This window comes from Streptococcus parasanguinis (genome assembly GCF_031582885.1).
Taxonomy (GTDB): Bacteria; Bacillota; Bacilli; order Lactobacillales; family Streptococcaceae; genus Streptococcus; species Streptococcus parasanguinis_M.
This window is the reverse complement of record NZ_CP133988.1, coordinates 827379-842525: the sequence shown is the minus strand read 5'-3', so window position 1 is coordinate 842525 and position 15147 is coordinate 827379. Positions and strand designations below refer to the sequence as shown.

Annotated in this window: 13 protein-coding genes; 6 read left to right on the top strand and 7 right to left on the bottom strand. The window is 43.4% G+C overall.

Going from position 1 to position 15147, the window contains the following annotated elements; all coding sequences use genetic code 11:
* Nucleotides 1-20: 20 nt before the first annotated feature.
* From RDV49_RS04005 to RDV49_RS03985, 5 genes are all read right to left on the bottom strand, one after another.
* The gene (locus tag RDV49_RS04005; RefSeq protein ID WP_003008666.1) at nucleotides 21-779 is read right to left on the bottom strand and encodes a CPBP family intramembrane glutamic endopeptidase; all 759 of its coding nucleotides are present in this window, start codon (nucleotides 777-779) and stop codon (nucleotides 21-23) included.
* Between the two features lie 122 nt (nucleotides 780-901).
* Nucleotides 902-1567, bottom strand: coding sequence for a potassium channel family protein (locus RDV49_RS04000; protein ID WP_003008667.1), 666 nt, complete (start codon nucleotides 1565-1567; stop codon nucleotides 902-904).
* A gap of 9 nt (nucleotides 1568-1576) precedes the next feature.
* On the bottom strand, nucleotides 1577-2959 hold the full coding sequence (locus RDV49_RS03995; RefSeq protein WP_003008669.1) for a TrkH family potassium uptake protein: 1383 nt from the start codon (nucleotides 2957-2959) through the stop codon (nucleotides 1577-1579).
* Nucleotides 2960-2990: 31 nt separating this feature from the next.
* Nucleotides 2991-3755, bottom strand: a complete 765-nt coding sequence (locus RDV49_RS03990) for a nucleoside phosphorylase (protein WP_003008671.1) — start codon at nucleotides 3753-3755, stop codon at nucleotides 2991-2993.
* Nucleotides 3752-4321, bottom strand: a complete 570-nt coding sequence (locus tag RDV49_RS03985; RefSeq protein ID WP_310744365.1) for a sugar O-acetyltransferase — start codon at nucleotides 4319-4321, stop codon at nucleotides 3752-3754. The genes RDV49_RS03990 and RDV49_RS03985 overlap by 4 nt, the downstream gene beginning before the upstream one ends.
* A gap of 176 nt (nucleotides 4322-4497) precedes the next feature.
* Here RDV49_RS03985 and RDV49_RS03980 point away from each other — a divergent pair, with 176 nt between their 5' ends.
* Both RDV49_RS03980 and RDV49_RS03975 read left to right on the top strand, forming a co-directional pair.
* Nucleotides 4498-5241 carry a DeoR/GlpR family DNA-binding transcription regulator gene (locus RDV49_RS03980; RefSeq protein ID WP_003008675.1) on the top strand — a complete coding sequence of 248 codons (744 nt, stop codon included), beginning with the start codon at nucleotides 4498-4500 and terminating at the stop codon, nucleotides 5239-5241.
* 12 nt (nucleotides 5242-5253) lie between these two features.
* Nucleotides 5254-6063 (top strand): Cof-type HAD-IIB family hydrolase, encoded by an 810-nt coding sequence (locus tag RDV49_RS03975; protein ID WP_003008677.1) that lies wholly within the window; start codon nucleotides 5254-5256, stop codon nucleotides 6061-6063.
* 90 nt (nucleotides 6064-6153) lie between these two features.
* Here RDV49_RS03975 and RDV49_RS03970 read toward each other — a convergent pair whose 3' ends face one another.
* Together RDV49_RS03970 and RDV49_RS03965 are read right to left on the bottom strand one after the other, a co-directional pair.
* Nucleotides 6154-7101, bottom strand: coding sequence for an AEC family transporter (locus RDV49_RS03970; RefSeq protein WP_003008680.1), 948 nt, complete (start codon nucleotides 7099-7101; stop codon nucleotides 6154-6156).
* 83 nt (nucleotides 7102-7184) lie between these two features.
* Nucleotides 7185-8810, bottom strand: coding sequence for a malolactic enzyme (locus RDV49_RS03965; RefSeq protein WP_037608411.1), 1626 nt, complete (start codon nucleotides 8808-8810; stop codon nucleotides 7185-7187).
* Between the two features lie 392 nt (nucleotides 8811-9202).
* Here RDV49_RS03965 and RDV49_RS03960 point away from each other — a divergent pair, with 392 nt between their 5' ends.
* The 4 genes from RDV49_RS03960 (at nucleotide 9203) to RDV49_RS03945 (ending at nucleotide 15124) form a co-directional block, all read left to right on the top strand.
* Nucleotides 9203-9553 (top strand): helix-turn-helix domain-containing protein, encoded by a 351-nt coding sequence (locus tag RDV49_RS03960; RefSeq protein WP_003008684.1) that lies wholly within the window; start codon nucleotides 9203-9205, stop codon nucleotides 9551-9553.
* A gap of 111 nt (nucleotides 9554-9664) precedes the next feature.
* Nucleotides 9665-10540, top strand: coding sequence for a LysR family transcriptional regulator (locus RDV49_RS03955; protein WP_003008685.1), 876 nt, complete (start codon nucleotides 9665-9667; stop codon nucleotides 10538-10540).
* 301 nt (nucleotides 10541-10841) lie between these two features.
* Nucleotides 10842-12260 (top strand): VWA domain-containing protein, encoded by a 1419-nt coding sequence (locus RDV49_RS03950; protein ID WP_037608081.1) that lies wholly within the window; start codon nucleotides 10842-10844, stop codon nucleotides 12258-12260.
* Between the two features lie 149 nt (nucleotides 12261-12409).
* Nucleotides 12410-15124, top strand: coding sequence for a DEAD/DEAH box helicase family protein (locus RDV49_RS03945; protein WP_037608083.1), 2715 nt, complete (start codon nucleotides 12410-12412; stop codon nucleotides 15122-15124).
* Nucleotides 15125-15147 lie beyond the last annotated feature (23 nt).

Below are 15147 nucleotides of genomic sequence, written 5' to 3'. Positions count from 1 at the left end.
TTTCCTAAAATTTTATAAGATCAACTTCCCCAATGGATCAAGAGATACTTGAGACTCGAGCCAAACATATCTGCCAAGGCATGCATGAGGAAAAATGGCAAGAGATTCTTGACGACCTTCTTGTACATGACGTAATAAAAGAGTCCATAAATGACGCCAATCACAAAGGCCCAGAGAAGCCCTTGATAGGTGTGGAAAGAAAAACGGATCAGGGTTGAAAAGGCCAGTGCCTTCCACTTGCTCTTCTCACTCACCGAAGTCATTAAGCCCAAAAAGAAAAATTCTTCATAAAATCCATTGAGCAAACCATAAGCAATTGCCATGGGACTCAGAGCCATGAACTTATGGAGGATCTGCATGGGATCGATAAAGGGCCAAAGACTCGGGCTTAGGTAATTGTATTCACCCGAAACCGTTGAGATCACATCCCCAAAAAGTCCCATCGCTGCAAAGAGCAAAGGCACCCAGATCAAGGTGGACCACTTGAAGCGGATCGGCAATTGTTTAAAATCAAAGCGACGGAGTAGCAAGTAAAGAAGAGCTAGAGCCAGCAAGATCAACTGCAAGGTCATATTGCTGGAATAAGCAGCTCCTTCACTTGCAGTATTGCTACTGCTTGTGGCTACTGCAGTCTGCGCGACTGGCTGAAAACTGGCAAAAAACAGCTGGGTCGAGCGGACAATGAATTGCCCAAAGAGAATGGCCGTCACAATACCAATATCAAACCATTTGAGCTCTTTTAAGGGCTGTTTGGGTCGTATCCTGTTAAAAAATGTCATCTTTCATCCTTCTATTCCCATAATGGAAGTATTTTTGTTTCTCTTACTTTAGCAATCAACGCTTAAAGAAGAGTTAACCTAGAGAAGAAAAAAACGACCTTTCGGCCGTTTCCATTACACTATTAGTCTAACAAATCTTGGATTCTATCTAAATATTGGTTGTCTGTCACCGCCATCACGCGCACCCCTTCAGGCCAGATAAAGTCGGGACCAATCTGAATATGAAGCGGTTGGTCTTCCGCATCTCGATAGCCGATAATATTGAGATGGTACTCCTCTCTGACAGCCAAGTCCTGAAGGCTTTTTCCCACCCAGCTAGCTGGAACCGTAAACTCAGCCACCACCACTGCTTCATCCAACTGGAAGACTTCAATCCCGTGTTGGAAGAGGATCATCTTAGCTAGAGACATCCCCGCTTCTACCTCTGGTAGGATGACCAAATCAGCTCCAATCTTCTCAAGGACTTCCTTGGTCACTTCATTCTTGACCTTGGCAATGACGTGCTCGACGCCAAGTGCCTTACAGTGCATGACCGCCAGGACACTTGATTCCAAGTTTTCTCCCGTCGCAATGACGACTGTGTCACAGTTCCCAATATCTGCCGCATCCAAGAGGTCCATTTCCGTAATGTCTCCAACAATCCCAGTTGTAATCATAGATTCATACTGGTTGATCACATCTTCATGATCGTCAATTGCAATGATATCCACATCCTGGTCCTGCAGGGTTTTTAAGACACTCTGTCCAAAAATCCCTAATCCCAGAATTCCAATGGTTCGATTTGCCATAAGTCTCTCCTATCCGATAATGATGTCTGCCTTGGCATATTGCAAGGCATCTGCCTTTTTGGCCTTGTAATTGTTCAAGCTGACCATAAGGGTCAAGGGGCCGATCCGCCCAATAAACATGAGCAGCATGATGATGCCCAGCCCTGCTCCATTTAAGGTCGAGGTCACATTAGCCGTCACGCCCACTGTCGCTAAAGCCGATACCACCTCAAAGACCAGGTACAGAAAACGTTGACCATCCGGCGTCACAAGACAAAGGCCAAAGAGACCCAGGATAAAGGTCAACTGGAAAATCACTGCTGTGCCCAAAGAACGTTGCACCAAGTCAGGTGCGATCGTTCGTTTTCCTAAATTGGTATGTGGCAATCCGAGCAATTCCTTGCGAGCTAAGAGGATCAAGACCAAGAAGGTGGTGATCTTCATCCCTCCTGCTGTACCACCTGGTGCCCCACCTAGAAACATCTGGAGGATATAGACAAAGAGCGTTACTGGTCGGACTGCAGTATAATCCAGTGAGGCAAAGCCAGCTGTCCGCATACTGACAGTTTGGAAGAAGCTGACCAAAATCTTCTCTCCCAATGGCAGGGACCCAATCGTTGCTGGATTATCAAACTCTGTCAAGAGACTGGTCACTGTCCCAAACAGAAGGATAGCAGCTGTTAACCAGAGAACCACCTTGGTATGAAAGCGAAGAGTCCGTCGTCCTGATTGGTTACGGGCCTTGGTGGCTAGGTCAAACCAGACCATGAAGCCCAAGCCCCCAGTAATGATCAGAGCAGATAAGGTCAGATTGACCAACCAATCGGTCTGGAAACTCATCATACTATCGCCCCCAAAATTATCAAAGCCCGCATTACAAAAGGCGGAAACTGCGACAAAGATGGAGTTAAAGATCCCATGGCCCCAGCCAAAGCGAGGAATAAAGCGAGTCATGAGGAGCAAGGCCCCGACACCTTCGATGGTAAAGGTGGTAATAAAGATGGAGCGGACAAAACGGGTCAAGCTTTGATTATTGCTAAAGCTAAAGCTGTCCCGAATAGTCTGCCGGTCCTTGAAACTGAGCTTTTGGCGACTTTCCATAAAGAAGAGACCAATAAAGGTCAAAATCCCTAGGCCTCCAATCTGAATCAAGAGCATACAAATCAATTGCCCCCAGCCATTATAGGTCGAAGCCACCGACTGGGTAAAGAGCCCTGTCACACAGACCATAGAGACCGCGGTAAAGAGGTGGTCGATGTAGCCTGCTGTTGAGCTTACTTGCTGGACAAAGGGCAAACTCAGTAAGAGAGAGCCTATCAGGATAACCAAGGCAAAGCTGAGAAAGATCCGCCTTGCTGGAGACAAGCGAGTCAATTTGGCCCGCCATTGTTTAAAATATGATTTCACTAACATAGCTTCATTGTATCATAAAAAGAGAATAGACCTACAAGTAATGAACCATTTCTAGGCATAATTCTAAGGCCTTCTCAAATGCTTCAGAGCCCCAGTTACGCTGGTCATAATTTTCCAGATCTGCAAGAGAATCTGCGGTAAAGAGAAGCAAGCCCCAAATTGCCTCACGAAGCTGGGCGACTGCTGCAAGCGATGCACACTCCATCTCCACCACACTACACCCTTCTTCAATCCGATAGGCCACCTTGTCAGGCGTTTCCCTATAAAAGCCATCGGTCGACCAGGTCATGACCTCTTGATAAGGAATTTCTTTTCCTTTCAAGACCGTTTCAATAGCGGTCAGTGCACGACTATCCACCTCGATATAACGGGAAGGCGCTACATAATGGTAACTGGCTCCCTCATCTCGCAAGGCCTTGGTCGGGATTAAAAAAGCATTTTCTTCTATGTCCACCAAGACCCCACAGCTACCTGCCGATATAATCTTCTTCACCCCATAGCCAATCAACCAATCCATGAATTGAGCAGCAGGGGCAGATCCAACTGGCGCTTGAGCCAAGCAGATCTCCTCTCCTTGGTCCTCCATAACATAGACCGGATAGACCTTGGTAGCTGAGACAAAGCTAGCTACTTGCTCAGCTCCGACAGCTTTCGCAAAGCGATCGATCTCATCCGCTAAGAAAGCATAAACGCATTTTTCAGGCAAGTGCACATCGATCCCCTCATGAGTCGGCATAATGACTGCCTGTGGGTTGTCGTCAAACTCTAAAATAGGAATTTCGTGCGTATGGATCATCGTTTCTCCTTTTTGACGGGTATTTCTTTGATGACACGGGCTGGGTTTCCTCCAAGGACCACATTGTCTCCAAAGGATTTTGTGACCACTGCTCCTGCGCCAGCGACCACATTGTCGCCCAGTGTCACACCAGGAAGAATGGTGACGCCTCCTCCTGCCCAGAAATTGTCCCCTATCCTAATCGGTGCGCCATACTCCAGACCAGAACTGCGCTCATCTGGATCCAGCGGGTGCAAGGGCGTCAAAAATTGGCAATTGGGACCAATCATAGCATTCTTTCCAATCGTAATGGGACAGATATCCAACATGGTCAAATTGTAATTGGCATAGAAATTTTCTCCCAGATGGATATTGACCCCATAATCCACAAGAACCTGACGATTGAGATAGAGGTTTTCACCGGTTGATCCAAACCACTCTTTGATGATAGCTGCCCCTTTTTTAGGATCCACCTCTTGGTTAAAAGCTTCTTGTTTCTCCCGAGAGGCTTGGGCTAAAGCCCGTAATTCAGGGTCCGCAGGTCTATAATAGTCACCCGCAATCATTTTTTCATATTCACTGGCCATAAGGAAACCTCCACGTTATTTTGACATATTATAGCAGAATTCCCCCTTTAAAACAAACGTCAGAATAAGGCTTTGTAAGAAAAAAATCACAAATACTTAAAAACAATTAAAAACACTTTTATTAACTTAATAAATGATGTAGAATATAGGCAAGAACAGAAACAAGGAGCGAGCTCATGTATCAGGAACAACGACTCGAAAAAATATTAGAACTCTTAGAAGAGCGAAAACAGCTATCGGCTAAAGAAATGGTCGACTATTTCAAGGTCTCAAAAGATACCATCCGTCGAGACTTCGCTCTCCTTAGCCAACGCCAGCTGGTCCGCAGGACCCACGGTGGGCTCCTTCCCTTAAACAAAGAACCTGGCCCTTCTTATCTAGACCGTAGTCAAAAGGCTAACAAGGAAAAGACTACCATGGCTCAAAAGGCCCTGCAATTGATCCAAGATGGACAAGTGATCTTTCTCGACGTTTCCACCTCGATGACCCTGCTTGCTGGCTTGCTTAATAAGGAAGTCACAGTCTATTCGCATTCCCTTGACAATGCCATCCAGCTCAGTAGCCATTCCCAGGTTGACTTTCATCTTTTAGGAGGGAAATTCTACCCTAAAAACCGCTTCTACTATGACGCGAATCAAGCACAAATACTGGACAATCTTCGCTTTGATCTCGCTTTTTTTGGAGCAAGTAGCTTAGCCAATGGCGAAGTCACCTTTGAAGATGCTGAAGACGTTGCAGTCAAGTCTCTCGTCTTTGAACGAACTCGTACCAAGATCCTTGTGGCAGAAAGCAGCAAGTTCTCCCAAAATGCCAACTACTATCTTGCTCGTCTCAAGCAATTTGATTATTGGATTACCGACCAAAAACCAAGCCCGGAAATCCTTAAACAAGTCGGCAACGAAACCACTATTCTCTATTAGGAGGTAATCTTTATGTCTCACATTCGTCTCATCATCAGCGATATCGATGGCACCATCTTAAATGACCACCATCAGATCGATCCACAGTTAGCATCATTGATCCCGGATTTAAAGCGTGAAAAGATTCCTTTCGTGCTGGCCTCTGCTCGCTCTCCAAAAGGGATGGCACCCATTGCCAAAGAGCTCGACATAGAAGACTGTCCTATGGCCTGCTACAACGGGGCCTTGATTCAAAAAGGAGAACAAGTTCTTTTCGAGCATCCCTTGGACAAGACGGAGGCCCGGAACTTTATCGACTGGGCCAACCAACACTTCCCTCAAGTTTCGATCAACCTCTATAGTGGAAAAGACTGGATGACCGATCATCTCGACCAATGGAGCCAAGAGGAGGCCCGGATTACAGGGGAAAAACCTCATATTCTCCCCCTATTGGATCCTTTGCTGGATACGACAAAGCCCCTCCACAAATTGCTCTTAATTGGAAATGCAGAAGAGATCCAAGCCCTCTATCACACTATTTCTACCAACGACTTCCCTTCTACCGCCTTTTATCTCTCCAAAGCCAACTACCTAGAAGTTACGGCTAAGCACGTCTCTAAAGAGGATGCTCTGGTTGAGCTTGCCAATCACTACCACTTAAGCTTAGAAGAAGTCCTCACCCTGGGGGACAACTTCAATGACCTTCCTATGCTCAAAAAAGCAGGCATCGGTGTCGCTATGGGCAACGCTCCTCAAGAGGTGAAAAACAGAGCAGCAGTCGTGACAAAGACCAACAATGAAAACGGGGCTGGGCAAGCGGTTGAAACCTATGTGTTGATCTAGTCATCCGTTTAAAAAGGACGTCGAGTATAATACCCGACGTCCTTTTTAACGAATGTATAGCACTAAAACTACATCATTTTCATATAAATGCTATCCCAACAATGTCTGCAGAATTGGAACCACAATCACAAATAAGACTGTGCTGAGAGTGACCACATTCGTTGAAAACTCAACATCGCCTTTACCTTGATTGGCAAGGATAGGAAGAACTGCCAAGGCTGGTGTTGCTGATTGAATCATAAAGGTTCTAAATTCTGGTGCCACCATATTTGGAGAGAAGAACTTCAGAACCAAGAGCATGATGACCGGTGCAAGAATAAAACGACCAACCAGTGTGATAATGGTATCTTTATCAAAGCGAATGGTGTTCAAACCTGCCTTAGCTAGGACGATACCGATATAGACAAGAGATAAGGGCGTTGTTAAACTACCAATATAAGTCAAGGTGCTTTCCGCAAAACTTGGAACAGGAATACGCAACACCAAAAAGACGAGGGCTACGAGAAAACCTAATAAAGGAGCTGGGAAAAGCTTCTTCCAATTAAATTTTTGAGCCTGTTTTGAAGCCCCTTCTTTACTATCAGAAGTCATTAGATAGACACCTAATGTCCAAGTAGATACTGTATTTGTAATATAATAAACCAAGAAGTAAGGAAGGGCTTGATTTCCAAACAAAGCGATATTTAAAGGCAAACCAATAAATATGGTATTGGCATTAACAAAGGTATTAATCATGGTTCCTCGACGACCTGGGCGCACTTTAAAAACTTTCACTGCGATAAAGGCCGCTAGGTAACCAAGAATGAAGGCGATAAAGGTATACAACAAACCGCCAGACAAGCTAATCAATTTATCTAAAGTTAAATATTTAAGAACAGAGGTAAAAATTGCAACAGGCATAGCCACGTTCATAATCAGTTTAGATAAGTCATTTCCAAAACTCTCTTGAAACCAACCACGGACTTGCAAGAAATAACCAAGAATGATGATGACGATAATGGGTACAATACTCTGAATTGACGTTAAAAAGATTTCCATAGTCTCCCTTTCTATATAACAGGACATACAAGAAAAGGTGTACGAAGCATCCAGTCGCACTCGTACACCTCCATTAAATTTACTTATTTATATTCTGGATACCATTTCAAATCACGAACCGCTTTAGCCATATCTGTTTCTTGAGCACGCGCAAGACCTTGTTCTTGCGCTTTTTTAGCAACTGCTTCTGCTACTTTGATAGAAACATCAGCTACATACTTGAATGGAGGTAAGACTGGTGCTCCTGGTTCGCCTGGATTGACAATACCACTCAATGAATGTGCGGCTGCTCCAATCATTTCATCCGTCAACAGACTCGCTTCAGAAGCCAGCATACCAAGTCCAAGACCTGGGTAAATCAGGGCGTTGTTCGCTTGACCAATCACATAGTCCACACCTTTATAGGAAACTGTACCAGCTGGAATTCCTGTCGCAACAAATGCTTTTCCGTCTGACCATTCGATCAAATCTTTGGCACTTGCCTCAGCTAGTTTGGTTGGGTTTGATAATGGGAAAATGATAGGACGTTCTGTATTTTCACACATAGCTTCTACAATTTCTTTTGTGAAAGTATTTGGCTGAGTTGAAGTTCCCACAAGAATGGTTGGCTTAACCGTCTTCACCACTTCAAGAAGGTCCGTCAACTGATCTGCATTGGCAAAATCAGAACGTTTCTTAGCAAATGGTTTTTGTTGTGGAGTCAAGTCATCCATGTCATCAAAGAGGAGACCTTGTTTATCCACCATAAAGAAACGTTTATAGGCTTCTTCTTCAGGCAGACCTTCACTAACCATTTCGCGAAGCACACGAGAGGCAATCCCTGCACCAGCAGTTCCACCACCATAGCAGAGATAAACTTGATCTGTTAATTTTTCACCTGTAATATCCAATGCTCCAAAGATCCCACCTAGGGTTACAATACCAGTTCCTTGGATATCATCGTTAAAGGTTGGGATTTGTTTTCGATATTTTTCAAGGATGTTGGCAGCATTTAAGCGACCAAAATCTTCCCAGTGTAGGTAGAGTTTAGGGAAGAGGCGTTCTGCAGTTTGAACAAATTGATCGATAAAATCATAGTAACGATCACCACGTACACGTTCGTGACGATTTCCCAAGTAATTAGGATTGTTACGCAATTCTTCACGGTTGGTACCTGCATCAATGACCAAAGGAAGCACCGTTGAAGGATCGATTCCTGCAGCTCCAGTATAGACCATCAGTTTCCCAACAGAAATATCGACACCATTTGTTCCCCAGTCTCCAATACCAAGAATACCTTCTGCATCTGTCACAACAATAAGACGAATTTCACGGTCCCCTGCTGCATTTTTCAAAGTTGCTTCGATATTTTCAGGATGATTGATATCAAGATAGGCGGCATATTGTGGATCAACAAAGAGGTCGCTATAACCCTCAATGGTATCGGCAATGGTTGGATCATAGACAATGGGATTAAATTCTTCCAAATGTTGAGCAAACAGGTAATAGAAAAGGGTACGGTTGGTATTAAAAATTTCCATTAGGAACAAACGTTTTTCCAAATCGTTAACCTTCGTTTGCATTTGCGCATAAGTTTGCGCTGCTTGTTCTTCAATGGTTTGAACGTAAGGTGGTAGAAGGCCAATGAGACCTAGTTGCTGACGTTCCTCCAAGGTAAAGGCAGTTCCTTTATTGAGGAAAGGGTTGTTTAAAATATCATGTGCAGTCATCATGTGACCTCCTTATTAGTTTATTCTATTATACCACTTATTTGCATTAAATGACACTTTGTTATATATATGATACAATGTGAATGAATCAGTCAATGAAAGTTCAGGCGATACAACCAAAAATGATGCGATTTCAAAAGATAACAAAATAATAGGTTTATCCATCACTTCCTAGATAGTCACGGTCATCTCTTAAAAAAGCCTGTTCCTTTCCACCTTTTAGAAGGTTATTCTCATCAAAAGATCCACTGTTTTCAGGTATTCTTTTTTCTACTTATGATGATCAATACCTATAAAAACCATAGATAATAAATCTAAAATATGTTTGTTATAAGATACTTTGTTTTGTTTAAGGTGTTATTTTTGTCATTTAAAACTTGTATTCTGGTTACATGAAAACAAAACATTATTTACAACGGTATATAGCGCAAAAGGTCAAATATTTGCGAAAAAAACAAAACATGAGTCAAGAGGAGCTATCGGAACGGGCAGATCTTGGATTAAAATACATCAATCAATTGGAAAATCAAAACGTGAATCTGACCATTCACAGTCTTGAAAAAGTCATTTCTGCTCTTGAGTTAACGCCTGAAGAATTCTTCAATTTTAATTCACTTGAATCATCTTCAGATCCTAACGACAATCTTTCACTTAAGAGAGTAAATATGAAAATTAAGCAACTTCCAGTTGGAAAAAGGGAGAAGATCCTAACGATTTTCGAAGATCTTTTAGATAGCCTTTAATTGCCCTCTGACTCACTTCAGATTGTAACAAACAAAAAATCATATAGTCAAATTAGCTATCACGGATAATTTTTGCTTATCCATGTCTGTCTATTTAGAAGAGGGAGCCCAATGAATCTTAAGGACTTTTATTATTTTCTTGATCTTAGTCAACAGCAATCCTTTACTGGGGTTGCCCAAAAACACGGGATCAGTCAACCATCCGTTTCCTATGCGATTAAACGACTAGAAAAGGAATTTCACTGCCCATTAATCGCGCACGATCCTTCTCATCGTACTTTCAAATTAACGCCCCAAGGAGAAATCTTGCTACGACATATTCAAAAGGTCTTACCTGAGATTCAAGGGGCCAAAAAAGAGATCCTCCGGAGTCTCTCTCAATTCAATACGGTTGGGTTCCCACCAATCATCATTGACTATCTTGTCCGAAAACAACCCGCCTTTATCAGTAATGTTGCAGCTCTTCAAAGTATCCATCCTGTCCAAGAAGGATCTGTTGAACTTTTAGAAATGCTTTCCAAAGGAGAACTAGATGCTAGTTTTTTAGGGAGTTTAGAACCGATTAAAGATCATCGCTTCCAGGTAAGAGAAATGGCCAAACGAGATCTCTTTTATATCCTTCATCACAACCATCCACTAGCCTCAAAAAAAGTATTACAATTTTCAGACGTCATCGATGAAGATTTTATCATTCCAGATGAACACTTTGTTCATTTAAAAGCCTTTGAACAGTTGAATGAGCGCTATCACCATGAGGCTACACCCTTCTTTCAGACGGATGATATTCAGCTTCTAAAACAACTCCTTCGTAAACAAGTGGGGATCAGTTTACTAGCAGATCTTGCACTAACAGATGGTGAAGAAGAACTGATCGCGATTCCGATGGCAGAAAGTGAACGGATTAGTTTTTACGTTTCACTAGTTGAACCGAAGGAAAGTAATCTCAAACCAGAGGTCATCCAATTCTTTGAAAAATTACTAAACTAATCGTAGTCTTTGTTCTTAGTGCTAATGCAGAAACATAAAAAAAGTGACTAGCTAGTATTTTTTACGACTAAAAAATAGAGTAGAAATGCCGATAAAATAAGGATTCCTGCAAATTTGTGGGAATCCTATTTTCTTTTGCATGTTTTGTATATTTAAATTATTATGTGAATATTTTTCTTGTTCGGCTTTTTATCAATAACTAGAGATATAAAAGTCGGCAAAAGCCTTGATTATTATACCGTTGACAAGTTTTTCAAAAACCTGTATGATAGAAAAAAGTTTATTAAAAAGGGGACGTATTTTGAAAAAATATACTATTTCACGTAAACAAACTTTAACTTTAGCATCCGTTGTTTTAGGAACTGTCTTCACAGGAACGACTATTGCTTCAGCTGATGACGTTGCACCTAGCACAACCCAAGCTGCTCCTGCAGCTACTACAGCCACAAAATCACCTATCACGGCTGCAACAGAAGAAATCAACGCCAAAGCCAATACACCAGTTGTTCCTGCTGATAAAGCAAAAACTGGGGATATCATCGCTGTGGACGTCAAAAAAACTGGCCCATCTGCTAAAACAGACGGTGCAGACACCACCACTACTTCAACAGCAACCATCAAAACGACTAGCTTAGCAGATCCAAACACACCTGTTGGCACTTCAAAACCAGTCTCTTCTACCAAGACAGCTACATCAACCAAAGAAACAGCTGACTACACTGAGACCACAACAGAAACCGTCAACAAAACAACTGTAGTCGAAGTGACAAAAGAAGCAGATGTGGTCAATAAAAAAGAAGTTCAAGCAACATCAGACATCGTCTTTGTCATCGACAAATCAACTTCAATGGATTCTCACATCAGGGATACGATGAAGAATGTCGAGACCTTCGTTCGCAATCTATCGGCAAAAAATATTCAAGCTCGTTTAGGATTGGTTGAATACGAAAGAGCTAGTGAAGTTAAATACCATGATTTCAATGGATCTAAGTTCACAAGTGATCCAGAAAGTTTCATTTCTGCTTTGAAAACCATCAAAACTAAAGGCTACTATGAAAATGCTACTGTTCCATTGCATCATATTGCTACTTCAGGGGACTACAACTGGGGGGCTGGGGCAAACAACCATCGCTTTGCTTTCTTGATTACAGACGAGGACATTGATCTTACAAAGGATACACCAACCAAAGAAGCGACACTGAAGGCCCTTCAAGATGCTGGCATCTCTTTGACAGTGGTTGGTGAAACAGCTGAGAAAAAAGACTTTGATCCATTGGTCAATGGAACAAATGGTCTCTACTTAGATATCGACAAAAACTTTGCTGACTTGTTGAACGTTCAATTTGCCAACAAAGTCGTTGAAACTGTCCAAAAAGGTCGTGTCTTCAAAGTCCAAACAGACAAGTATGAGTTGATCTCAAAAACTCATCGTGTGGCGAAAGTAAAACCACAAACTCCTAGCATCCAAACGCCTGCAACACCGACCCCTACCCCTCAAAAACAGGCTGTTGTAACCCCTGCGAAACCGACTGTATTCACACCTGCTAAAAACGAGCCTGCCAAAACAGCAGTCTATATCGCACCTGCAGCTCTTCCTCAAAAAGAAGCAAGTCTTCCAAATACAGGAAGCAAGACCTCAATTGCCTTGACAACTCTTGGCCTTGGTCTTCTTAGCATGAGTGCTGCCTTTGGCCTCTCTCGTAAAACAAAGAAAGACTAACATGAAAAGCCTAATCCGTTGATTGGGCTTTTTATCACTCAAAATTTCCCCTTTGCTATTTTCATTAGAAAGCGGAAATCTTCAACTTCTACCAAGAGATTCTTGTCCTCCGCTATGATATAATGGGGACAGTACAAGGGAGGAAACCAATGTTACAAGAACTAGCCTTTACAGGCCAATGGAGACACTATCAAAAACGCGTTCTCGATAAGAGTCACGCTTTTATGGCGGATGGCCACCTGCATTTGGTAGCAGCTCCTGGCTCTGGAAAAACAACCCTGGGAATCGAATTTATCAGACGCTTTGGTCAGCCAACCCTGATTTTAGCTCCTACGGTCACCATTCGTCAGCAATGGGTGGACCGGATTATCCAGGCATTCTTGAGTGATGAAAGCCAAGCGGAGCAATTAATTTCGCAAGACTTAAAACATCCTAAGCTGATTACTGTGGCTACCTATCAGGCCCTACACAGCGCCATGAACCAAGTCGTCGGTCAATCACAAGCTGAGGATACCGATGACCAGGCAGAGATTGAAACATTTGATTTCAAAGGCTTTGATATCTTTACTACTTTCAAAGCCATCTCACTTGGGACCCTTTGTTTAGATGAGTGTCATCACCTGCGCAATGAATGGTGGAAGAGTTTGGAAGCCTTTCGTCAGGCCTTCCCAGACTTAAAGATGATCTCCCTTACCGCCACCCCGCCCTATGAAGGGGATCCTGCCCTTTGGGATCGCTATATCCGTATGTGTGGTGAGATCGATGAGGAAATTACGGTTCCCGAATTGGTCAAGGAAGACACCCTTTGTCCTCACCAAGACTATGTCTACTTTGCCTTTCCAACCAAGGAAGAGCAAGAGCAGTTGGATGCTTTTAGCCAACAAAAGAATGCTCTCTTGCAACAACTGACTTCCGATCCCCTCTTTTGCCAATACCTCCAAAACTGCCAAGCCTTATCGGGGCAGATCAGCGATGATGAATTGCTCAATGATCCCAAGTATCTCTCTGCTACCCTGATCTTTCTTCGAAGCAAAGGAATCGACTTCCCCAAACGTTTCCAGGATCTTTTAGGAGCTAAGAAACTACCTGCTTTCACCCTGGACTGGCTTGAAATTCTCCTGCAAGGCCTGCTCTTTCAGGTGCCTCACTGGTACAATCTACCTGAGGAATACGAAAAGCAACTACTTCATGAATTAAAAGCAGCCAGCTTGATCGATCGAAAACAAGTCAAACTGGTCCGCAACAAAAAACAAGACCTTCTGCTCAACCAATCCCTCGGAAAACTCAATGCGGTTCGAGAGATTTTCAAGGCCGAATACCAGGCTCTTGGTAGCCGACTGCGCCAACTGGTCCTAACAGACTATATCCGCCAAGACTTTGAAGTTCATCTCGGAGATAAGGACGCCCAATTCACTCAGTTGGGAGTTCTCTCCTATTTTGAATCCATTCGCAGGGAAAGCTTAGAGCTAACTACTCCTCCTGCCATCGCTGTCTTAACAGGTAGCATCGTCATCATCCCGACGGTTGCTAAGCCAAGACTAGAAGAGCTACTTGGAGGGAATCGACTGACTTACCAAAACGTCGGCCAATTATCTCCTGATGACTTTCTCAAGGTTCGCTTGGTTGGTTCTCAACATGATTTGGTGACAGCTGTGACCCAGCTCTTTCAAGAAGGGCTCATCCAGGTTGTCATTGGAACCAAATCCCTTCTAGGAGAAGGCTGGGATGCTCCTTGCGTTAATTCCCTAATCCTAGCGAGCTTTGTCGGTAGTTTCATGCTCAGCAACCAAATGCGAGGCCGTGCCATCCGAGTGTGGCCTGAGGATCCAGACAAAACTAGTAACATCTGGCACCTGGTCTCCATTAATCTTTCCCTAAAGAAATGGTATGAAAAGTCCGATCTTGAAAAGGAAGAGATCGAAGCCATCACTGATCAGTTGAAAGAATACAGTCCTGATCTGGAGCTCTTAGAAAGACGGATGAAGCAATTTTTAGGTCTCCATTACAAGGGGCCCTTCATCGAATCTGGCATTGAACGTCTAGCCTTTGACAATATCCGCTATACCAAAAAACAGTTGCAAAAACTCAATGAAGAAACCTTAGAGCGCTCCACCCATCGTCAAGAACTCCGAGACGGCTGGCAAAAAGCCCTGCCGATTCTGGAGAATATGGAGATTGCTAACGAGGTACAAGTGGATAAACACTTCCTGCCCCTGGCCCTATTTTTTGACGCCAGAAAGCTAGCTCGTTGGCTGACGGCCGCAGCTTTGACCGATTCTGTCGCCAACCTTTTTTACTATTCACATAGAGGCGGAGGGAATAAAGCGTCTCTAATTCTTCTATTCGTTTTAGCTGTTCTCGCTCTCCTTGCTTGGCTGCGCTACTATCTCTATAAGAGCCCTTATAAACGGTTAGAAGTCTTCGGCCAGGCTATTCACCAAGCCCTACTCCTTTCTGGCCAGATCCAGACCCAAGAAACCCGCATCCAAGTCGTACGAGACAGAAAGGATGCCATCAACACGCTGATCTATTTGAAGGGCGGAACCATGCGGGAGAAGGAACTCTTCTCGCAAACCATGATCGAATTCTTCGCACCGATTGAAAATCAGCGCTATATCCTGAAAGCACAGGAAAAGGTATCCGATCAAACAGAATATTTCGCTGTACCAAGCCTCTTTGACAAACGGAAAGAGGATGCCCAAGCCTTTGTGGAGCAAATCCGAAAGAGCCTAGGTAAGTATGACCTCGTCTATACCCGAAGTGCCGAAGGTCGCGCTATTCTCCTTGATGCGCGCATTAAGGCCTTAGCTAATAAACAAGAGCGCACCTTCACCAAGAAACAAGTGATGTCGAATTTGAAATAAAAGTTGTAAAAAACCATATTCCC